20 protein-coding genes are annotated in these 19,671 nt (G+C 39.8%); 13 read left to right on the top strand and 7 right to left on the bottom strand.

Annotated features, from left to right (window positions below; translation table 11 throughout):
• Window positions 1-72: 72 nt before the first annotated feature.
• From F564_RS0107440 to F564_RS0107385, 12 genes are all read left to right on the top strand, one after another.
• On the top strand, window positions 73-582 hold the full coding sequence (locus tag F564_RS0107440; protein ID WP_028122077.1) for an NADH-quinone oxidoreductase subunit NuoE family protein: 510 nt from the start codon (window positions 73-75) through the stop codon (window positions 580-582).
• Window positions 583-660: 78 nt separating this feature from the next.
• On the top strand, window positions 661-2,013 hold the full coding sequence (gene nuoF, locus F564_RS0107435; protein ID WP_028122076.1) for an NADH-quinone oxidoreductase subunit NuoF: 1,353 nt from the start codon (window positions 661-663) through the stop codon (window positions 2,011-2,013).
• Between the two features lie 18 nt (window positions 2,014-2,031).
• Entirely contained in the window at window positions 2,032-2,916 is an 885-nt protein-coding gene (locus F564_RS0107430; protein ID WP_028122075.1) for a hypothetical protein, read from the top strand.
• Window positions 2,917-3,018: 102 nt separating this feature from the next.
• A complete protein-coding gene (locus tag F564_RS0107425; RefSeq protein ID WP_028122074.1) occupies window positions 3,019-4,038 on the top strand; it encodes a 2Fe-2S iron-sulfur cluster-binding protein in 1,020 nt (339 codons plus the stop codon).
• A gap of 59 nt (window positions 4,039-4,097) precedes the next feature.
• Window positions 4,098-5,162 (top strand): NADH-quinone oxidoreductase subunit NuoH, encoded by a 1,065-nt coding sequence (gene nuoH, locus F564_RS0107420; protein ID WP_028122073.1) that lies wholly within the window; start codon window positions 4,098-4,100, stop codon window positions 5,160-5,162.
• 74 nt (window positions 5,163-5,236) lie between these two features.
• The gene (locus F564_RS0107415; RefSeq protein WP_028122072.1) at window positions 5,237-5,794 is read left to right on the top strand and encodes a NuoI/complex I 23 kDa subunit family protein; all 558 of its coding nucleotides are present in this window, start codon (window positions 5,237-5,239) and stop codon (window positions 5,792-5,794) included.
• Window positions 5,794-6,291, top strand: a complete 498-nt coding sequence (locus tag F564_RS0107410) for an NADH-quinone oxidoreductase subunit J family protein (protein WP_028122071.1) — start codon at window positions 5,794-5,796, stop codon at window positions 6,289-6,291. The genes F564_RS0107415 and F564_RS0107410 overlap by 1 nt, the downstream gene beginning before the upstream one ends.
• A gap of 4 nt (window positions 6,292-6,295) precedes the next feature.
• Complete coding sequence (nuoK, locus tag F564_RS0107405) at window positions 6,296-6,628, top strand: NADH-quinone oxidoreductase subunit NuoK (RefSeq protein ID WP_028122070.1); 333 nt, start codon at window positions 6,296-6,298, stop codon at window positions 6,626-6,628.
• An 8-nt stretch (window positions 6,629-6,636) separates the two neighbouring features.
• Window positions 6,637-8,550, top strand: a complete 1,914-nt coding sequence (gene nuoL / locus F564_RS0107400) for an NADH-quinone oxidoreductase subunit L (RefSeq protein ID WP_028122069.1) — start codon at window positions 6,637-6,639, stop codon at window positions 8,548-8,550.
• A gap of 7 nt (window positions 8,551-8,557) precedes the next feature.
• Window positions 8,558-10,051, top strand: a complete 1,494-nt coding sequence (locus F564_RS0107395) for a complex I subunit 4 family protein (protein ID WP_028122068.1) — start codon at window positions 8,558-8,560, stop codon at window positions 10,049-10,051.
• A 91-nt stretch (window positions 10,052-10,142) separates the two neighbouring features.
• The gene (locus F564_RS0107390; RefSeq protein WP_028122067.1) at window positions 10,143-11,525 is read left to right on the top strand and encodes an NADH-quinone oxidoreductase subunit N; all 1,383 of its coding nucleotides are present in this window, start codon (window positions 10,143-10,145) and stop codon (window positions 11,523-11,525) included.
• A 287-nt stretch (window positions 11,526-11,812) separates the two neighbouring features.
• The gene (locus tag F564_RS0107385) at window positions 11,813-13,666 is read left to right on the top strand and encodes a CocE/NonD family hydrolase (protein WP_028122066.1); all 1,854 of its coding nucleotides are present in this window, start codon (window positions 11,813-11,815) and stop codon (window positions 13,664-13,666) included.
• A gap of 168 nt (window positions 13,667-13,834) precedes the next feature.
• On the opposite strand, the gene F564_RS0107380 is transcribed toward F564_RS0107385, so the two are convergent.
• Window positions 13,835-14,827 (bottom strand): LLM class flavin-dependent oxidoreductase, encoded by a 993-nt coding sequence (locus F564_RS0107380; RefSeq protein ID WP_034981047.1) that lies wholly within the window; start codon window positions 14,825-14,827, stop codon window positions 13,835-13,837.
• A gap of 161 nt (window positions 14,828-14,988) precedes the next feature.
• Here F564_RS0107380 and aqpZ point away from each other — a divergent pair, with 161 nt between their 5' ends.
• Window positions 14,989-15,702, top strand: a complete 714-nt coding sequence (gene aqpZ / locus F564_RS0107375) for an aquaporin Z (RefSeq protein WP_028122064.1) — start codon at window positions 14,989-14,991, stop codon at window positions 15,700-15,702.
• Between the two features lie 50 nt (window positions 15,703-15,752).
• Here aqpZ and F564_RS0107370 read toward each other — a convergent pair whose 3' ends face one another.
• The 6 genes from F564_RS0107370 to F564_RS0107345 are packed head-to-tail and all read right to left on the bottom strand — an operon-like array spanning window position 15,753 to window position 19,670.
• A complete protein-coding gene (locus F564_RS0107370; protein WP_028122063.1) occupies window positions 15,753-16,298 on the bottom strand; it encodes a hypothetical protein in 546 nt (181 codons plus the stop codon).
• 11 nt (window positions 16,299-16,309) lie between these two features.
• Window positions 16,310-17,032 (bottom strand): DUF5715 family protein, encoded by a 723-nt coding sequence (locus tag F564_RS0107365; RefSeq protein WP_228373875.1) that lies wholly within the window; start codon window positions 17,030-17,032, stop codon window positions 16,310-16,312.
• A 21-nt stretch (window positions 17,033-17,053) separates the two neighbouring features.
• Window positions 17,054-18,037: a LuxE/PaaK family acyltransferase gene (locus F564_RS0107360; RefSeq protein ID WP_028122061.1), complete on the bottom strand. Its 984-nt coding sequence runs from the start codon at window positions 18,035-18,037 to the stop codon at window positions 17,054-17,056.
• Window positions 18,038-18,061: 24 nt separating this feature from the next.
• Window positions 18,062-18,826 carry a UDP-2,3-diacylglucosamine diphosphatase gene (locus tag F564_RS0107355; RefSeq protein ID WP_028122060.1) on the bottom strand — a complete coding sequence of 255 codons (765 nt, stop codon included), beginning with the start codon at window positions 18,824-18,826 and terminating at the stop codon, window positions 18,062-18,064.
• A gap of 20 nt (window positions 18,827-18,846) precedes the next feature.
• Complete coding sequence (locus tag F564_RS0107350) at window positions 18,847-19,050, bottom strand: hypothetical protein (protein ID WP_028122059.1); 204 nt, start codon at window positions 19,048-19,050, stop codon at window positions 18,847-18,849.
• 2 nt (window positions 19,051-19,052) lie between these two features.
• Window positions 19,053-19,670: a DUF3575 domain-containing protein gene (locus tag F564_RS0107345; RefSeq protein WP_028122058.1), complete on the bottom strand. Its 618-nt coding sequence runs from the start codon at window positions 19,668-19,670 to the stop codon at window positions 19,053-19,055.
• Between the last annotated feature and the right edge of the window lies 1 nt (window position 19,671).

Raw genomic sequence — 19,671 nt, 5'->3', positions numbered from 1 at the left:
AAAATTGATAAGATTTTTAGAACCACGATTTTCATCTAAAATCTAAAATCTAAAATCTAAAATCTTTTAAATATGAGCGAAACAATTGCTTTTAAACCTGAAAGCTTAGCGCAGGTTCATAAAATTATGGCGAGATATCCGGAAGGCAGACAAAAATCTGCGTTGATTCCTGTCTTGCACATTGCACAGAAAGAATTTGATGGTTGGCTGGCTGTTCCAGTGATGGATTATGTTGCAGAAATATTAAGTATCACGCCAATTGAAGTATATGAAGTTGCGACTTTCTACACCATGTTCAATATGAAGCCAGTGGGAAAATATGTTTTGGAAGTTTGCAGAACAGGACCTTGTATGCTGAACGGAAGTGACCATATTCTCGACCACATCAGAACGAAATTAAACATTAAAGACGGCGAAACTACAGCAGACGGACTTTTCACCCTGAAACCGGGAGAATGCCTTGGCGCCTGCGGTTATGCACCGATGATGCAGTTGGGAAAATTCTACCACGAGCATTTGACCATCGAAAAAGTGGATGAGATTATTGACCTTTGCAGACAAGGCGCCATCGATTTAGGTTAAAAATAAATTTTAAATTAATTAAAAAGGCGTACCGCAAATAGCCACAAGCTAAAAGCCATTCGCTAAAAGCATAAAACAATGAGTAAAAAACTTTTACTTAAAAACGCACATATTGAGGGAATCCGTTACTTCGAAACTTACCGAAAAAATGGTGGTTACGAAGCGGCAGAGAAAGCGCTTAAAATGAAACCTGAAGAAGTTCTTGAAGAAGTGAAAACTTCCGGACTTCGTGGTCGTGGTGGCGCGGGCTTCCCTACTGGAATGAAGTGGAGTTTCCTTGCTAAGCCAGAAGGCGTGCCAAGACACTTGGTTGTTAATGCCGATGAGTCCGAACCTGGAACTTTCAAAGACAGATATTTGATGGAGTTTCTTCCTCATTTATTAATAGAAGGAATGTTGATTTCTTCTTTCGTTTTAGGTTCCAACGTTTCATACATCTATATAAGAGGAGAATATTCGTGGATTCCAGATATTTTGGAAGAAGCCATCGAAGAAGCCAAGGCTGCTGGATTTCTTGGAAAAAACATCTTAGGAACTGGTTTCGATTGCGAAATATATGTTCAAAGAGGTGCAGGAGCTTATATCTGTGGTGAAGAAACGGCATTGCTGGAATCTCTTGAAGGTAAAAGAGGAAACCCAAGACTAAAACCACCTTTCCCGGCTATCAAAGGACTTTGGGAACGACCAACGGTGGTGAACAATGTTGAGACGATTGCTGCAGTTGTTCCAATCATCGATATCACTGGTGCCGAATATGCTAAAATAGGTGTTGGAAGGTCAACAGGAACGAAATTGATTTCTGCTTGCGGTAACATCAACAAACCAGGCGTTTACGAAATCGATATGACCATTACCGTTGAAGAATTTATTTATTCTGATGAATATTGTGGTGGCATCCCGAATGGTAAAAAACTGAAAGCCTGTATTCCTGGTGGAAGTTCTGTTCCAATCGTCCCAGCAAATTTATTACTGAAAACCATCAATGGCGAACCAAGATATATGAATTACGAATCCCTTGCTGACGGTGGTTTTGCTACCGGAACGATGATGGGTTCAGGTGGATTTATAGTTTTGGATGAAGACCAATGTGTGGTCAATCATACAATGACATTAGCAAGATTCTATAACCACGAGAGTTGTGGACAATGTACACCTTGCCGTGAAGGAACGGGTTGGATGTACAAAATCTTGAAAAAAATTGAAAAAGGAGAAGGTAAAATGGCAGACATTGATTTGCTTTGGGATATCCAGAGAAAAATCGAAGGGAATACCATTTGTCCTTTGGGAGACGCCGCTGCCTGGCCGGTTGCTGCTGCTATCAGACACTTCAGAGATGAGTTTGAATGGCACGTCAACAACCCAGAGTTGAGCCAAACCCAAAATTATGGATTAGCTAATTATGCAGATCCAATTCCGGCAGTTGCCAAATAAGAAGTAGAAGATAGTATAATGAAGAAGTTCTTTGAATTGATTTTTGTGTTTTTTATAGGGATGAATTTTGTTTTTGGACAAAGTTTAGGAAAAGATACAACTCAAATTTGTCACTATTTTGATTCTTTTGAATTACCTCAAATTAATAAAAAGAAGAGTTTCAAAAAAGGAACAATGTTCATTTTTTGGGGTTGGAACAGAGCTGGATTCAGCAAGTCAGATATTCGTTTCAAAGGAAATGGCTATGATTTTACATTGAATAATGTAGTTGCTCATGACAGACCATCAGAATTAAGTATGGCATATATAGATCCAACGAGACTATCCATTCCTCAATTTAATTTTAGGTTTGCTTACTTCTTGAAAGATAATGTAGCGCTGGTTGTTGCTCAGGATCATATGAAATATGTGATGGATCAGAATCAAATCGCAAATTTCAGAGGAAATATCTCAGATCCTACTTATGCAGCAATGGTTCAGAATGGTCAGGTTAATTTAGCTGATGAGCAATTCCTTACCTTTGAACATACAGATGGACTGAATTATGTAAATGTTGGTCTGGAAAAGTACAAAAATCTGTTAAGCAAAAAGAATTTCGATATCTTTTGGGCTTACGGAGGTGGTGTTGGCGCTTTGATGCCGAAGAGTAATGTGAAATTATTCGGGAATGAAAGAAGCGACAGATACCATTTGGCAGGATTCGGATTGGATGCGAGATCAAGTATCAATCTTGTTTTTTGGAATCACATTATGGCAAGAGTAGAAGGAAAGTTTGGTTACATCAATATGCCAGATATCAAAACCACTCTTAATAATAAACCTGATAAAGCCATTCAGGACTTTGTATTCTACCAAGTTAATTTTGGAATCGGATACGTTTTTAATAGAAAATTAAAGAAATAAAATATACTCTCAGATATATTTTAAATTATAAATAGAATTGACAAAAGATTGAGGACGAAGGTTTTATTAAAAATCTAAATCTTAAATCTAAAACCTTGAAATATGAGCGAAGAAGTCAAAAAATTTAAAGTGACCATAGACGGACAGACGACTGAAGTTTTGCCTGGCACTTCTATTTTGGAAGCTGCAAGACAAATCGGTGGAAAATCTGTGCCGCCAGCGATGTGTTATTACAGCAAACTGGAAACCAGCGGAGGACGATGCAGAACGTGTTTGGTAGAAGTTTCCAAAGGTTCCGAAGCAGACCCGAGACCAATGCCGAAGTTAGTCGCAAGTTGCAGAACTGGCGTGATGGACGGGATGGAAGTGAAAAACCTTAGTTCCGAAAAAGCACAAGAAGGTAGAAAAGCGGTGACCGAATTCCTTTTGGTAAACCACCCTTTGGATTGCCCAGTTTGCGATCAGGCGGGAGAATGTCACCTTCAGGATCTTGGCTACGAGCACGGAAATCTGGAAACCAGAACGGAGTTTGAGAGAAATACCTACGAAGCAGACGACATCGGTCCTTATATCAAATTAAATATGAACCGTTGCATCCTTTGCGCAAGATGTGTATTGGCAGCGAACCAATTGACAGAAAAAAGAGAACACGGCATCCTTTACAGAGGAGACCACGCAGAGATCTCTACCATGTTGAACAAAGCTTTGGACAATGATTTCATCGGAAACGTCATCGATGTTTGTCCAGTTGGCGCATTGACGGACAGAACAGCAAGATTCACCAGCAGAGTATGGTTCACAAAACCTTACAACGCAAGTTGTACCTGTACCAAATGCAGCGGGAAAGCAGTCGTTTGGATGAAAGGTGATGAAGTTGTCCGGGTAACGGCAAGAAAAGACCAGTACGACGAAGTAGAAGACTGGATCTGTAACGAGTGTCGTTTTGAAAAAAAAGACACAGCGCTCTGGACTATAGAAGGTCCAAGACATATCGACAGACATTCTGTAATCTCTCTTAATCATTATGAGAAAAACACAGACAGTTACAACGTTTTAGACAATCCTGATGCCAAAGAAATTGGTGTATTAGACGAAAAAGAAATTGAAAAATTAGATAGTTAACAAAAATTTAAACTCAACTTTTACAAAACATTGAACTTTAAATTTTGAACTTTTAAAATATGGAATTACTGACTTTTAAAATCATACTAGTACTTGCTCTTTTCCTTTTGGCACTTACTGTTGCTGCCTACTCTACTTGGGCAGAACGAAAAGTAGCGTCCATCATGCAGGACAGGATTGGGCCCAACAGAGCAGGACCTTTCGGACTGTTGCAGCCTCTGGCAGATGGTGGTAAATTTTTCTTCAAAGAAGATTTTACACCGGAGCACGCTGAAAAGTTCCTCTTTATATTAGGACCATCGTTGGTCATGTTTATTTCATTGATTACAGGCGCTGTAATTCCGTGGGGCAAAACATTGAATTTCGGAGGCGTTTCTTATGACCTACAGGTCGCTAATATTGATGTTGGTGTTTTATTCATCATCGGAATGGCCTCCATCGGCGTTTACGGCATTATGATCGGAGGTTGGGCTTCCAATAACAAATATTCTTTGTTGGGTGCAATCAGAGCTTCTTCCCAGATGATCTCATACGAGCTGGCAATGGGATTGGCACTGCTTTCCATCATTATGATGTCGGGAAGCCTTGATCTTAAAGTCATTACGGAGACCCAAACCACCGGAAAAATATGGGGATTTATCCCTTCAATTTCCGGGATCAACTGGAATATTCTCTACCAACCGTTGGCTTTCCTCATATTTTTCATAGCGGCCATGGCAGAGACCAACCGTCATCCTTTCGATTTGCCAGAATGTGAATCTGAATTGGTAACCGGCTACTCTACCGAATATTCATCTATGAAATTGGGTCTTTATATGTTTGGGGAATATGTGAATATGTTTATTTCCAATGCATTTATGGTCGTTCTATTCTTCGGAGGGTACAACTATCCTGGAATAGATTGGGTGACTCACAATTGGGGGGAAAATGCAGCGGGCATATTGAGTATAGTCGCTTTCTTAGTAAAAACAATCATTGGAATCTTGATCTTTATGTGGATCAGATGGACCCTTCCGAGATTTAGATATGATCAGTTGATGCACCTTGGATGGAAAACTTTGATTCCTTTGGCACTGATCAATCTCATGATCACAGGTGCTGTGATCTTAGCATTTGGAAATTAAAATTGAATAATAATTAAAGATATAGGACAAGAACGGTCTAAGATCTAATGTCTAACATCTAATATCTATCATAAATGAAACTTACCAACAGATCAAAAGTTGTTTCCAATAAAGAAATGACCTTGGGCGAAAAGATCTACTTACCTGCGATATTCAAAGGGATGGGAATCACTTTTAAGCACGCTGTAAGAACCGTGATGAAGGGTGCGCCTGCGGTATATTCTTATCCTGAGGTTCAGAAACCTAGAGCAGAAATCTGGAGAGGCCAACACGTTTTGAAGCGAGACGAAGAAGGCAGAGAAAGATGCACCGCCTGCGGACTTTGTGCAGTGGCTTGCCCTGCAGAAGCCATCACCATGACAGCCGGCGAAAGAAAAAAAGAAGAAAAAGATCTTTACCGTGAAGAGAAATATGCTGAGATCTACGAGATCAACATGTTGAGATGCATCTTCTGCGGAATGTGTGAAGAGGCTTGTCCAAAATCTGCCATCTACTTAACAGACAGATTGGTGGATGTGGAACAAAACAGAAATTCTTTCATCTACGGAAAAGATAAATTGGTGGAGAAAATTAATGCAAGGATTGACATCACAGAAAGACAATCTGAGAAACAAAAAAATGCAGTAAAATAATGGATCAGATTTTATTTTTTATCGTCGCGTTTTTAGCCATAGCAAGTGCCGTTTATTTCGTATTTGCAAGAAATCCTTTGTACGCGATCCTTTCACTGATTGTGACGATGTTTTCCATCGCCGGGATGTACATTCTTCTTAATGCCCAGTTCTTAGGTATCGTTCAAATCATCGTTTATACAGGTGCAATTATGGTATTGTTCCTTTATATATTAATGATGTTGAATCTTAATAAAGAAGACGAAAGCAAAAAAGACAAGCTTCCAAAGTTCATCGGGATCTTCTCGGTTTGTATCTTGTTTGTAGGAATGTTAGGTGCTTACAAAGGACTTTCTGGAAACACAACAGCTGCAGACAACATCGACCACTCGGTTGGTTTGACCAAAAATCTGGGAAGATTATTGTTTAACGAATATGTATTGCCATTTGAACTGGCTTCGATTCTTATTTTAGCAGGAATCGTTGGCGCTGTTCTCATCGGTAAAAAAGATTTATAAGATTATGGGAGGAGATGTAAATACATTTATACAACATGTACCATTGGAATATTTTATTATTCTATGTACGATTATGTTTTGTCTTGGTGTTTTGGGAGTTTTGCTTCGTAAAAATGCCATTGTGATATTAGGATGTGTAGAATTGATGCTTAATTCCGTGAATCTTTTACTGGCAGCATTTTCTGCTTATAAAGGTGATGGCAACGGACAACTTTTGGTGTTCTTCATCATGGTGGTTGCCGCAGCAGAAGTAGCTGTAGGATTGGCAATTATTGCAATGATGTACAGAAATACCAAATCTGTGGACGTAAGTATTTTTAATAAATTAAGAGGATAATAAAAGGAATGGAAAATTTAGTTTACGCGATTGTACTTTTACCTTTAGTTGGATTTCTCATCAATGGACTTTTCGGGAAAAAACTTCCGAAGATGCTTGTTGGAGGATTGGCGACATTGGTAGTTTTTGCTTCGTTTGTTATCACAACAAGTATATTTTTTGGATTCAAAAACGAAAGTGGACCCATTGTCATCAAAGCATTCGAATGGTTCAGAGTGAATGGGATCCAGATCAATTTCGGATTTCAGGTAGATCAGCTGTCATTAATGATGGTCATGATTATCACCGGCATCGGATCACTGATCCATCTCTACTCTATTGGTTATATGAGTCACGACCCTGGTTTTTATAAATTCTTCACTTACCTTAATCTATTCATTTTCTCTATGTTGCTTTTGGTATTAGGAAGCAATTATCTGATCTTGTTTATCGGTTGGGAAGGTGCAGGACTTTGTTCTTATCTATTGATCGGATTCTGGTATACCAATGAAGACTATGGAAAAGCAGCAAGAAAAGCTTTCATTATGAACCGTATTGGCGACCTTGGATTACTGATCGCGATCTTCGCCATTGCTGCTCAGGTCAATGCCATCGATTATCTTTCTGTAGCTCAAAACGCTTCAAGCTTTGAGCTGGACGGAACACCAATTATTTTTATCACAGCTTGTTTGTTCATAGGAGCAACTGGTAAATCTGCGCAGGTTCCTTTATACACCTGGTTACCTGATGCAATGGCTGGTCCAACGCCGGTTTCCGCTTTGATCCACGCAGCTACGATGGTGACAGCGGGTGTTTATCTGGTAGTAAGATCCAACTTCTTGTTTGTCCTTGCACCTACAGTTCAGGATGGGATTTTGTTAATAGGATTCTTGACCGCAGCATTAGCAGGTTTCTACGCACTTCGTCAAAATGATATCAAAAAAGTATTGGCATATTCTACAGTTTCTCAACTTGGATTTATGTTCATCGCTTTAGGTCTGGGCGCTTATTCTACAGCAATGTTCCACGTGATGACGCACGCTTTCTTCAAAGCTTTATTATTCTTAGGAGCTGGTTCTGTCATCCACGCAATGAGCAATGAGCAGGATATGCGTTTTATGGGCGGACTGAAAAAATATATTCCCATTACACACATCACTTTCCTGATCGGAACCTTGGCAATCTCAGGATTCCCATTGTTATCAGGGATGATTTCTAAAGACGAAATTCTTGTAGCAGCTTTCGCTAAAAATCCAATTTATTGGGTGATGCTATTTGTTCTGGCAGCTATTACGGCTACTTATATGTTCAGATTGTACTATTTGACTTTCCATGGAGAATTCAGAGGTACAGAAGACCAAAAACACCATTTGCATGAGAGTCCTGCAAGTATGACTTTACCATTAATTGTATTGGCAATCCTTTCAGTAATCGGAGGTTTTATCAATCTTCCTCACTTCATCGGACACGGTCATTACTCTAAATTAATGAAATGGCTGGAACCTGTTTTGACAGAGGAGAGTTTCAAACAGATGGAAAATACACTTTCCGGAGTCAATTTCAATACAGAAATGATTCTTTTGGGAGCAACGGTACTGATGTTCTTTACAGTTTGGTTCTTTGTTAGAAACACTTATGTGAAAAAACAGAAAAGAGCACTTCCGGAAGAAAGCTATACAGGTTGGGAAAAACTATCAGCAAGAAAATTATTTGTTGATGAAATCTACAATGCGTGCATCGTAAGACCTTTCGAAGAAGCTGGTAAAGCAGCAGCGATGTTTGACAAAGCAATTCTGGATCCTATCGTGAATTTCATAGGATTAGGCGCCGCAGATTCCGGAAGAGCGGCAAAACGCCTTCAGAACGGAAATGTAGAAAACTATGTGCTAATTATGTCGTTGGCTGTAGGTATCGTATTAATTGTTAACTTTTTATTGAAATAAATAGATAATGTCTTATTTACTATTAACATTATTACTGTTACCTCTTGTAGGTTCGGGTTTGCTCTTTTTCTGGAAAAATGCTTCCAGTAAATATGTTGCTTTGGCTTTTGCTCTTGCACAGATGTTTTTAGCATTTTATATGTTGGGGAATTTCGATTTCAATCCGACTGTTGATGCGCCATTGCAATACGAAATCACTTATCCTTGGTCCAGCTACATCAAAAGTAGTCTGAATTTCGGGGTTGATGGAATGAGTATGCTGATGGTTTTATTAACGAACATCTTGGTTCCACTAATCGTTTTGTCTTCTTACAATGAAGCAAAAGGTTATCCTGCTTCTTTCTACGCACTGATTTTATTAATGCAATTCGGATTGTTGGGTGTTTTCACTTCCTTGGATGGCCTGTTATTCTACATCTTCTGGGAAGTCACATTAATTCCAATCTGGCTCATTGCAGGAATCTGGGGACAGGAAGATAAGAGAATCAAATTCACGACGAAATTCTTTGTTTATACCTTCGTGGGATCGTTGTTTATGTTGATCGGTTTGATCTATGTTTACAACCACGCAGCATCTTTTGCTTTGACAGATCTGTATAATGCAGACCTTAATATCAACGAGCAGAATGTGATCTTCTGGTTTATCTTCTTTGCTTTCGCAGTCAAGTTGCCAGTCTTCCCTTTTCATACTTGGCAGCCAGATACTTACACCTACTCTCCTACGCAAGGATCGATGCTGCTATCAGGCATTATGCTGAAGATGGCTGTTTACGGCGTTTTGAGATATCTGTTACCAATCACACCATTAGCCATTGGCGGGATTTCCGGAGAAATCGTAATCATACTTTCTGTCATAGGCATCATCTATGGTGCTTTGATCGCAATGATCTCTACAGACAGCAAACGATTGATCGCTTTTTCATCTCTTTCCCACGTTGGACTCATAGTCGCTGGTATTTTTTCCTCCGCAGTCGTTACAATGAGAACAGGTTTGACTTTTGAAGGAGGACAAGGCGCCATGATCCAAAGTTTTGCTCATGGGATCAACGTGGTAGGCCTATTCTACTGTGCAGATATTCTTTATAAAAGATTCAAAACCAGAGACATTAGAAAAATGGGTGGTTTGGCGAAAGTCGCTCCTAAGTTTGCCATCTTGTTTATGATCATCTTATTGGGTGCAACAGGAGTTCCACTGACCAACGGATTCATAGGAGAATTCATCTTACTAAAATCTGTTTATGATTATAACTTTATCATGTCTGTAATGGGTGGATTAACATTAATCCTTGCTGCAGCTTATATGCTGAGATTTTACGGAAAAGCAATGTTTGGAAAAGGTGACGACGCTGTTCTTGCAACCACGAAAGACCTTAGCACTGTCGAGTTTTCAGTACTGTCAAGTTTAGCAGTATTTGTACTAGCTTTGGGTGTATATCCGCAGCCGGTTATAGAAATGGTAACGAGCTCCGTGAGATTTATCTACTCATCAATGATCAATTAATAATATCCTGATTGAGATATTAAATTAAAATAAATAATCAAATTCAAAACGGACATCGGATTTCCGAGTTCCGACGAAACAAATAAAAGAAATGAGTGTTTTAATAGTTTTATTCCTTACAGCAATTCTTGTATTATTCTCGGGTGTTTTCGAGAAAGGAAAATACGCAAGATATATTGGGATCGCAGGATTGATGATTGGTTTATATATCAGTTTTCTTCCGGAATGCGAATTTTTCGCTCAGTACAGATCGATGTATGAATACGGGAACAATGCTGCTCTCTTCACCAAGATTGCAGTCGTTGTCACTTTACTCATATTCTTTTTGGGCGGCTTTGCATTCAGCAACCACAGGAGCCACCAGTCAGAATTATACGCCTTGATGCTTTTTGCACTTTGTGGCGGCGTCGTCCTATTCGGATTCCAAAACCTTGTCACCTTATTCTTAGGAATCGAAATCCTATCCATTCCCTTATATGTGATGGCAGGAGCAGACAAGACAGATTTGCGTTCCACAGAGGCATCTATGAAATATTTCCTTCTGGGCGCCTTTGCAACGGGATTCTTATTATTCGGAGTGGCATTGGTGTATGGTAGCACAGGCAGTTTTGACCTTTACACGATCCACGACTTCGCCATCAACAATCCAAAGAATCTAATGCTGATTATGGGCGCTATACTGATGCTGTGCGCATTGGCATTCAAAGTGTCATTGGCACCGTTCCATATGTGGAGTCCGGATGTTTATCAAGGTTCCCCTTCATTGATTACCGCTTTTATGGCATCCGTGGTTAAGATCTCAGGATTCTTTGCACTGTTCAAATTGATGACGATTGCCTTCAACGGTATTGCCGGCGATTGGATCAATGTTTTGGGCGTATTCATCATTTTGACTTTACTGTTGGCCAACGTGATGGGATTGGTACAGACCAATGCGAAAAGGATGCTCGCCTACTCTTCCGTTTCCCATGCCGGGTACATCGCTTTGATATTTTTTGGGATCAATAATTTCTCTACTTACATTTTAGGATATTATTTATTCGCTTACTCATTGGCAACCGTTGGCGTATTCATCAGTTTGATTTGGGTAGAGAAGATCAAAAAAGAAACATCTTTTACAGCATTCAACGGATTAGGTAAAAAAGAACCAGTCCTGGCAGTAGTCTCCACAGTTTCTATGTTATCAATGGCTGGTATTCCTTTGACAGCTGGTTTCATCGGAAAACTAGGAATTTTCAATCAGGTGATCAGCGGACATTCAGAATTTTTGGTTTTAATCGCCGTTCTAGGTTCCGCATTGAGTATCGCTTACTATTTGAAACTCATCATCGCCATGTTTTTCTACAAAGAAGACCACTTCCAAAATACAGAGAGAGCAAGTATCACTTACAAAATCGTCTCTGTATCCATCGTTATAGCTTTGGTATCTATGGGCATTGTCCCAGATCTGTTTGCAAGACTATTTGGATTGTAAGCATCCCATAAAAATAAAATATAAAACCTGACTCTATATGAATCAGGTTTTTTTTATGACAATTTGGGCGCCTTCATCCGCGCTCCGTTCCCGCTTTTTTCTGTCATTGCGGCAGAGTTCTTGTCATCCACAGCATTTTTTGACAAACGCAATCACAGAAAAAGAGCTCCACTCAGCTCGGGGCGCGCTTCGCGAAATTCACGATTTCTAACCTCCATTAAAATTTTCAGTAAATGGGCATTTTCAATTCCGTCAAAAAACCTAACTTTAATCAAATTTTTAATTCAATGAAGAGACTAGTCCTTTTTTTCTGTTTTATGACAGCCACCTTCACTTTTGCACAAGCAAACGCGGTCGAAGAAAACTACACCAAAAAAGAAGTTTACATCCCTATGCGAGATGGGACAAAACTGTTCACCATTATCTACACGCCAAAAGATATTTCCAAAAGCAACAGATACCCGTTCATTATGAACAGAACCTGTTACAGCATTGCGCCCTATGGAGAAACTGTTTTCAGAAAAAAACTAAGCCCCAACAAATTCATTGAAAAAGAAAAATACATCTTCGTTTTTCAGGATGTCCGCGGCAGATATATGAGTGAAGGCACCTTCACCAATATGACACCCCAAGTAGATCACAAAACCAAAAAAGATGTGGACGAAAGTACAGATACTTACGATACCGTAGATTGGCTGGTAAAAAATGTACAGAACAACAGCGGAAAAGTGGGACAATACGGCACTTCTTATCCTGGGTTCTATACAGCAGTAGGCACCCTATCCAATCATCCCGCTTTGGTAGCATCGTCTCCCCAAGCGCCGATCTCCGATTTTTGGTATGACGACTTCCACCACAATGGCGCTTTTCTGATGGGTTATTTCAAAACGTTTCCAGTCTTCGGCGTTAGCAAAAGCAAGCCGGAAAAAGAATCTTGGTTTGCTGATAAAATGATAAAACCAACTTCAGATGATGGCTATCTTTTCTACAAAAATATGGGAACGCTGAAGGATGGCGTTGACCAATATTACAAAGACAACTTCTTTATGCAAGAAATCGTAGATCATCCAAACTATGATGGTTACTGGCAAAAAAGAAACCTTATCCCACATCTTAAAAACATCACCCAGGCGGTAATGACCGTTGGTGGCTGGTTTGATGCCGAAGATCTGCGAGGTCCTTTGGAAATTTACAAAACCATAGAAAAATCCAGCCCGAAAGCGAAAAACACGATCGTAATGGGTCCATTTTCCCACGGCGGATGGAACTATGATACAGGAAAACATTACCATAATGACATCTACTTCGGAGACAGCATAGCCACCTATTACCAGAAAAATATCGAGCAGCCTTTCTTTCACCACTACTTGAAAGAAGATGCTAAAACTACTGCCAAACTCCCGGAAGCTTATATGTTTGATACGGGAAAGAAACAGTGGTCACAATTTGAAAACTGGCCGCCAAAAAAAGTGGTCCAGCAAACGTTCTATCTGAACAGTTCCGGTACTCTTTCGGCGATAGGTGAAAATCCGAAAACCTTTGCATCTTATATCTCGGATCCGAACAAACCCGTATTAAGCAGTGAGAATTATAAAGATATGAATGGCTTCACTCCGAGGAATTATATGAGCGAAGATCAACGTTTTGCAAGCTACAGACCAGATGTTGTCACATTCACCACAGATATTCTTGAAAATGATATGACTCTGGCTGGAGAAATCATATCCAAATTAAAGATCGTTTCTTCTTCTAGCGACGCAGACTTTATCGTGAAATTGATAGACATCTATCCGGCAGACGAAAAATCAAATGCAGATAAGCCCAACGTAGTCTATGCCAACTACCATCAGATGGTAAGAAGCGAAATAATGCCTGCGAGATTCCGAAATAGTTTTGAGAAACCAGAACCGCTGATTCCCAACAAAAGCGCAACAGTCGATGTAAAACTTCAGGATGTGTTCCACACTTTCAAAAAAGGACACAAGATTCAGATTCAGGTTCAGAGCACCTGGTTCCCACTGATGGCTATTAATCCTCAGAAATTCTTGGAAAACCCATACAAAGCGACGAAGGATGATTATGAAAAGGCTGAAATCAGGATCTCCAGCGGAAGCACCATAGCATTTGATGTCTTAAAATAAAAAAACAAGAAAGCACAAACCTGAGTTTGTGCTTTATCATTTGACGTACTATTGGTTTCACATCACCGCAGCCCGACCTGAACGGAAATCCTTTTTTGCGTAGGGAAAAGCCTTGGCAAAAAAGATTGGAAGTGGAGGGCGGAAAAAAGCTGCTAAAAAAAATATACTTTATAACGACTTGATCACTTCTGCCGCAATGGCGTAAGATTTTTGCTTGGCTTGGAAGTCATAAATGTTTCCGGAAACGATGATCTCATTTGGTCGGAAATCTTTCACAAACTTTGATAGTTTTTGTTTCAGCGTTTCTTTGTCGCCTACAAAAGTTTTCGCGGCCATCCTGTTAAGATGGAGAGAAACCTCGTCCGACATATTCGCTAGATCTGTCTCATCTGGTGGCAAAAGCGGCTGTCTTTGATCTGTCAAGATATTGACAAAAGCCTGAAAATGTGATGTTGACAAGTAATGTGCCTGATCCACAGAATCTGCTGCAATGACGTTGATACAAACCATCACGTATGGCTCATGCCAAAACTCGGAAGGCTGAAAATGTTCTCTGTAGATCTCCAAAGCAACTTCCAGCTGCGACGGTGCAAAATGCGCTGCAAAGGCATAAGGCAATCCTAATTTGGCCGCCAAAAAAGCCGAATCTGTGGAACTTCCCAAAATATAAATAGGAACATCTGCACCTTCTCCGGGAATCGCTCTTACTTTCACTTCCGCATTGGCATTGGACATATATTTTTGCAGTTCTTTGATATGGAACTCAAAGTTATAGGCAGGATTGAAGTTGGCTCCCCGCAAAGCAGTAGCAGTCAACATATCCGTTCCGGGCGCTCTACCCAAACCAAGGTCTATCCTTCCCGGATACAAACCGTCAAGCGTACCAAACTGTTCCGCAACAGATAAAGTGGAATGATTGGGCAGCATCATACCGCCGGAGCCAACTCTCAAGCTCTTCGTTTCACCTGCTACGTGACCAATGAGGATAGAAGTGGCTGCACTTGCAACATTCGGGAAATTATGATGCTCTGAGAACCAATACCTCGTGAAACCTAATTTCTCTGCCTGCTGCGCAGATTGTACAGATTTCTGAAAAGTGTTATGGATATCATCGCCTTTGACAATGGTCGCAAGGTCTAGAATTGAATATTTGATTGACATATTTTATGATTTATACAAATGTTTAATTCAAAAAACAAACCACTGATGACCAGATAGAAATATCAGAAATTTTGTCAGCATTTAAAAAATTTTTCCAGTAGATCACAATCAATTGAAAAAATTATTACATTTGCTACAATAAACTATCAAAAACATTACAAATGGTATCTACAACTTCAAAATTTGTTGCCGAAATGATCGGCACTATGGTTCTTGTATTAATGGGCTGCGGAAGTGCAGTCATTGCAGGAGCTGACGGAACAACAGGCGTTGGTCTCCTGGGAATTTCTTTTGCTTTCGGGCTTAGCGTCGTGGCAATGGCCTACGCCATCGGTCATATATCAGGCTGTCACATCAATCCGGCTATTTCTATTGCCATGGTGGCTGCCGGCAGAATGAAAATCGGAGAAGCCGTCTATTACATTGTTGCTCAAATCCTTGGAGCAATTATCGGCGCCGGAATCCTTTACGTTATTTTCACCAATCATCCCGGTGCAGAGATGAAACCTTGGGCGTTGGGATCTAACGGCTGGGGAACTGGCTATCTGGATCAGTATAACACGTTAGCTGCTTTTGTGGCTGAGTTTGTCTTCACATTTATCTTTCTGCTGGTGATCTTGGGATCTACTTCTACCAAGAATATCCATGGCGGTTTTGCAGGTTTGGCCATTGGACTGTCCTTGGTTTTGATCCATATTGTTGGAATCAAAATCACGGGTGTTTCTGTGAATCCTGCGAGAAGTATTGGTCCGGCAATTTTTGCAGGCGGAGAAGCTCTTTCTCAGATCTGGCTATTCATTGCGGCTCCTGTATTGGGTGGCGTTTTTGCCGCATCTGTGTATAATCTATTGATTGAGAAAAAAGAAATTGCATAAGATTAACTTCATTAATAAATTTAAAATCCTGTCAAAAATTATGACAGGATTTATTTTTTGTTTTTCACTTCGAAGAAATTTTTGAATATCAGTTCTTCTTTTTTCCCTTTCAATTCAAACTTTTTGAAAAGTAAACTTCTGGCAATATTTCTCATAAAATGGTCTTTGTCGCAGAGTTTCCAGTAAGAATCCTGGTGGATCATCTTGGGCTCGCGGATTTTGTAGAACTCGGTTTCCCAGTTGTCTTCGTTGTGATAAAACTCTATAATGCCACAATGTTCCGGAATATCTTGATGGTCTAGCATTCCCATTGGCAAAAGAAAACTGAATGCATTGCAGATGTAATCGCCACAGCCAATCTTATCGTGTTTCAGGAATTTTTCTCCGGTTTTCTGATTGGTGTATTTTTTTTTGAAATCGTTTTTAAAGTCAGATTTTGAGAGTTTAATTTCAATTTCGTGGCTGAAACCTTCGGCACTGATCAACAGAATATCCGCTTCCCAGTCTGAGTGGAAAAAATTGGTCAAAATCAGTTCTTTATCAAAATCGCAATTGGTAGTAAGGAAGGAATGGACGAGTTCTTCTATTTTAAGCATTGTTAATGGATCTAATATTTGCGGACTGTAACGTGGTAACAGCTTTGTTGTTTTTCTTTGATATAAAAGATCCGTCCTAAGTTTTTGTAATAGGTCAGGACTTGTTCCAGTTGGCGTTCCAATTTGGTATTGACCTGCAGTTGATGATTAAAGCGGACATATGAAATATCAAAGGAGTTCCCGTAATTGTGGGAACTAATCCCTAATGATGCATTGGAATTGACTTTTCGTAATCTGAACTGGTCTTCCAACGTTCTTGTGACAGAGGAAACCACGAAAAAACTTTTGGTTTCTGTAGCGAATTTGTTTGCCATATGCTCCAAGGTAGTCCTGGCTTTCTTCACCAGATAGGGACGGCTGTATTCCAACGTCTGCAAACGGTAGCCACGGGATTTCTTTTTTACTTTCACAAATTTTCCTTTCGCAACGTACCTATCGACTGACTTTGTGGTTTCTAATAGATCAATTCCAAAATTCTGCGACGCTAAAAGATGCGGCTTGTATAATGGTGATGGTTCTATTGTCTGTGCTGTTTTGCGGGTTATGTGTTTTTGAGCATTGCCCAATGAAAAGCAAAGCAAAAAAAGGAGTGAAAAAGGAGATGATCTTCTGATGGCCAAATGTGAATTGATTACCAAAGCCCGCAGCCCGACTTGAACGGAAATCCTTTTTTTTGTATTGGAAAAAGCCTTGGCAAAAAAAGATTGGGAGTGGAAGGCGGATAAAGCTGCCATAATTTTTACTGTTTTTAATATTTACGATACCAAAAGACTGCAACCGCGGATGTCCGAGTGGTCTATCCTTCCCAATACATGAAATTGGCCGTTTTCCAGACGACCGAGATCCTGCGTTGCGATGAACGAGCAGGAATGTCTGTTGGCGAGATCTATGATGTTGATAGCGCCTGTTCTTCCTTCTTCTACGTAGGAAAATGGATCTTCTGTATTTCTGATGAGAATCCGCATCCACTTGGGACTTTTATACATATTTTCTCCTAAAGAGTAAGCTTGGGAAAGCAGTTCTGTCATAGAGTATTCTGAATAGATCTTCTCGGTTTTGAAGCCTTGTGCGAAAATCGTCAGCAGTTCATCTTTTGTCATTTCTTCCTTTCTGCCTTTCATCCCTCCTGTTTCTATGACGGTGAGCGTGTTTGAGAGTTGGAGTGTTTGCGAGGTTGAGCTGAGGAAATCTATGAAATCTAACAATGCGAAGGAAACGCCAAAAAGGATGACTTTCTTGTTCGACAAGGTGTGAAGCAAATTGAATAAATCCTGGTGGTTGTAAAGGAAATAGCCGTTTTCCTGTTTTCCAGACTTTTTGATCAGAAAATCGACCATATAGATCAGTGATGAATGGGTATTTTCGGAATAATTGGGGAGCAGTCCCAGGAAAATGTAATCTTCCGGCTGTCCTATAAATTCTGCAAAACTGTTATAAATACTTTGTTCGTACAGGGAAAAATCGGCGATGTAATGTTTGGAGCGGTTCATCTGGGTGGTTCCGGAACTTTGGAAATAATGATCCGCGACTGTATTTTTGTCTAAAACCAAATGATTCTTGAACATCTCAATCGGTAAAAACGGAATATCAGAAAACTGCGTCATGGTTGAGGGATTGATGTTAAGGTAATTAACAAATTTTTTGTACACCTCTACATTGTCATACTGATAATGAAAAGTTTCCAAACAAGCTGCCTGGAAATGGGATTCTGTTTCTATGTCGAAAATATTCTGCTTCATTGTTTTCAAATCAAATATTGAAATTTAACCTTCGAATTTTTTCACTTCGAATACTTGTCCGTCATACACACCGTAAGTGAAATAGACGATCCAATCTCCAAGGTTGATGTATTTTGCGCCTTTTTCCAAGTCAAAAATCAAAGGAAGATGGCGGTGTCCAAAGACGAAATATTGGATAGCTTCGGTTTTCAGTTTTTCTTTTGAATATTGGATAAGAAATTCTTTGTCTTCTCCCAGAAACTTCTGGTCTTCAATGCCGGAAATCAGTTTATTTTTCTGAGACATATAATTGGCAATTCTCATCGCAATATCTGGATGCAACCATCGGAAAGCCCACTGAGCTAGCGGATTTGTGAAAACTTTCTTCATCCTCTTGTAGCCTTTGTCACCAGGTCCTAGACCGTCTCCGTGGGCTAAAAGGAATTTCTCATCTGCAATTTCGTAGTATTGTTTTTCAAAATAGACTGGAATTCCCAATTCTACTTCGAAGTAATTTTTCATCCAGAGATCGTGATTACCGACGAAGAAACAGATGTCAATTCCAGAGTCTTTCAGCTCCGCAATTTTTCCTAAAACGCGGATATATCCTTTTGGCACTACATATTTCCACTCGTGCCAGAAGTCAAAAAGATCACCCATCAGAAAAAGCACCTGTGCATCTTTTTTGATCGTATCCAGCCAGCGGATAAATTTTTCTTCGCGGATTCTGCTTTGCTGCAGATCCGGAACGCCAAAGTGCTGATCGGAAGCGAAATATACTTTCTTGCCCGGAATTAAATCGATTTGCATAAGGTCTCCTTAATTACTGTTTAATCAAAATTGTTACGTTCATCGTTCTGATCTCTTTTGCTGTAGATCCACATTCCAATTCCCAGACCAACGACTGCAGCAGAGGCCGTTAACAAAGCTCGGGATAATTTATCCGGTGCATCATTTCCGATGAAATTCATTACAAAAATAATAACAAATGTAATGACACCAATTAGTATGTATTTTATTAGACTCGAATTCATCTCTACAATTGATATGAAATCATAACACCACCTTTGAAAGGTACAATCTCCCCACTCTTGTCCCAGTTTTCTACACGGTCGTATCTGTTTTCCTGAGTTGCCGGTAAGTACTCGACATAGCCTTTGTAAAAACCCTGTTGGTTGCCAATTCCTAAAAACACATCCATATTCCAACGGTTTCCAATCTGGAACTGGTAACCTGCGGTGACACCAAGCATATATGAAAATCCTTTTTGATAAAGCTGATCGTAACGGTAAGGCGTAATTTTACCCTCTTTGTCTTGGTATATATCGCTTTTCCAATAATTCCATTTTTGAATATTGTACACGCCAAAACCAATGCTTGCGCCGAGGTAAAAATGTTTGAAGGCCTGATCAAAATAATATCTTCCTTCCAAAGTTCCGATGGCAAACAAAGCCTGGTGTCCGCCGAAAGATTTCCAAGGTGAGAAAAAAACGTCTGCCTGCCCTGTCAGATGTTCTGTAAAGCCGTGTTCTACGCCTACATTCAGCATTCCTAATGGCAAGAATAAAGCATTGGCTTTGAGATAAGTTTCGTTTTTTTGAGAAAAACTAAAAAGTGAAAGACAGATTAATATAACTGCTAATAATTTCTTCATC

It is taken from the genome of Epilithonimonas tenax DSM 16811 (assembly GCF_000428485.1).
GTDB lineage: Bacteria > Bacteroidota > Bacteroidia > Flavobacteriales > Weeksellaceae > Epilithonimonas > Epilithonimonas tenax.
Note: the sequence above shows the minus strand (reverse complement) of the source record. Positions and strands in the feature narration are given on the sequence as shown.

Bases quoted from the DNA above. Each gene is read 5' to 3' on its own strand.
- F564_RS0107390 (WP_028122067.1), top strand. From the start codon at position 10,143: ATGAGTGTTTTAATAGTTTTATTCCTTACAGCAATTCTTGTATTATTC.
- F564_RS0107395 (WP_028122068.1), top strand. From the start codon at position 8,558: ATGTCTTATTTACTATTAACATTATTACTGTTACCTCTTGTAGGTTCG.
- F564_RS0107365 (WP_228373875.1), bottom strand. From the start codon at position 17,032: ATGGCAGCTTTATCCGCCTTCCACTCCCAATCTTTTTTTGCCAAGGCT.
- nuoH (WP_028122073.1), top strand. From the start codon at position 4,098: ATGGAATTACTGACTTTTAAAATCATACTAGTACTTGCTCTTTTCCTT.
- F564_RS0107345 (WP_028122058.1), bottom strand. From the start codon at position 19,670: ATGAAGAAATTATTAGCAGTTATATTAATCTGTCTTTCACTTTTTAGT.
- nuoK (WP_028122070.1), top strand. From the start codon at position 6,296: ATGGGAGGAGATGTAAATACATTTATACAACATGTACCATTGGAATAT.
- F564_RS0107430 (WP_028122075.1), top strand. From the start codon at position 2,032: ATGAAGAAGTTCTTTGAATTGATTTTTGTGTTTTTTATAGGGATGAAT.
- F564_RS0107380 (WP_034981047.1), bottom strand. From the start codon at position 14,827: ATGTCAATCAAATATTCAATTCTAGACCTTGCGACCATTGTCAAAGGC.
- F564_RS0107425 (WP_028122074.1), top strand. From the start codon at position 3,019: ATGAGCGAAGAAGTCAAAAAATTTAAAGTGACCATAGACGGACAGACG.
- F564_RS0107415 (WP_028122072.1), top strand. From the start codon at position 5,237: ATGAAACTTACCAACAGATCAAAAGTTGTTTCCAATAAAGAAATGACC.
- F564_RS0107355 (WP_028122060.1), bottom strand. From the start codon at position 18,826: ATGCAAATCGATTTAATTCCGGGCAAGAAAGTATATTTCGCTTCCGAT.
- nuoL (WP_028122069.1), top strand. From the start codon at position 6,637: ATGGAAAATTTAGTTTACGCGATTGTACTTTTACCTTTAGTTGGATTT.
- aqpZ (WP_028122064.1), top strand. From the start codon at position 14,989: ATGGTATCTACAACTTCAAAATTTGTTGCCGAAATGATCGGCACTATG.
- F564_RS0107385 (WP_028122066.1), top strand. From the start codon at position 11,813: ATGAAGAGACTAGTCCTTTTTTTCTGTTTTATGACAGCCACCTTCACT.
- F564_RS0107410 (WP_028122071.1), top strand. From the start codon at position 5,794: ATGGATCAGATTTTATTTTTTATCGTCGCGTTTTTAGCCATAGCAAGT.
- nuoF (WP_028122076.1), top strand. From the start codon at position 661: ATGAGTAAAAAACTTTTACTTAAAAACGCACATATTGAGGGAATCCGT.
- F564_RS0107370 (WP_028122063.1), bottom strand. From the start codon at position 16,298: ATGCTTAAAATAGAAGAACTCGTCCATTCCTTCCTTACTACCAATTGC.
- F564_RS0107350 (WP_028122059.1), bottom strand. From the start codon at position 19,050: ATGAATTCGAGTCTAATAAAATACATACTAATTGGTGTCATTACATTT.
- F564_RS0107360 (WP_028122061.1), bottom strand. From the start codon at position 18,037: ATGAAGCAGAATATTTTCGACATAGAAACAGAATCCCATTTCCAGGCA.
- F564_RS0107440 (WP_028122077.1), top strand. From the start codon at position 73: ATGAGCGAAACAATTGCTTTTAAACCTGAAAGCTTAGCGCAGGTTCAT.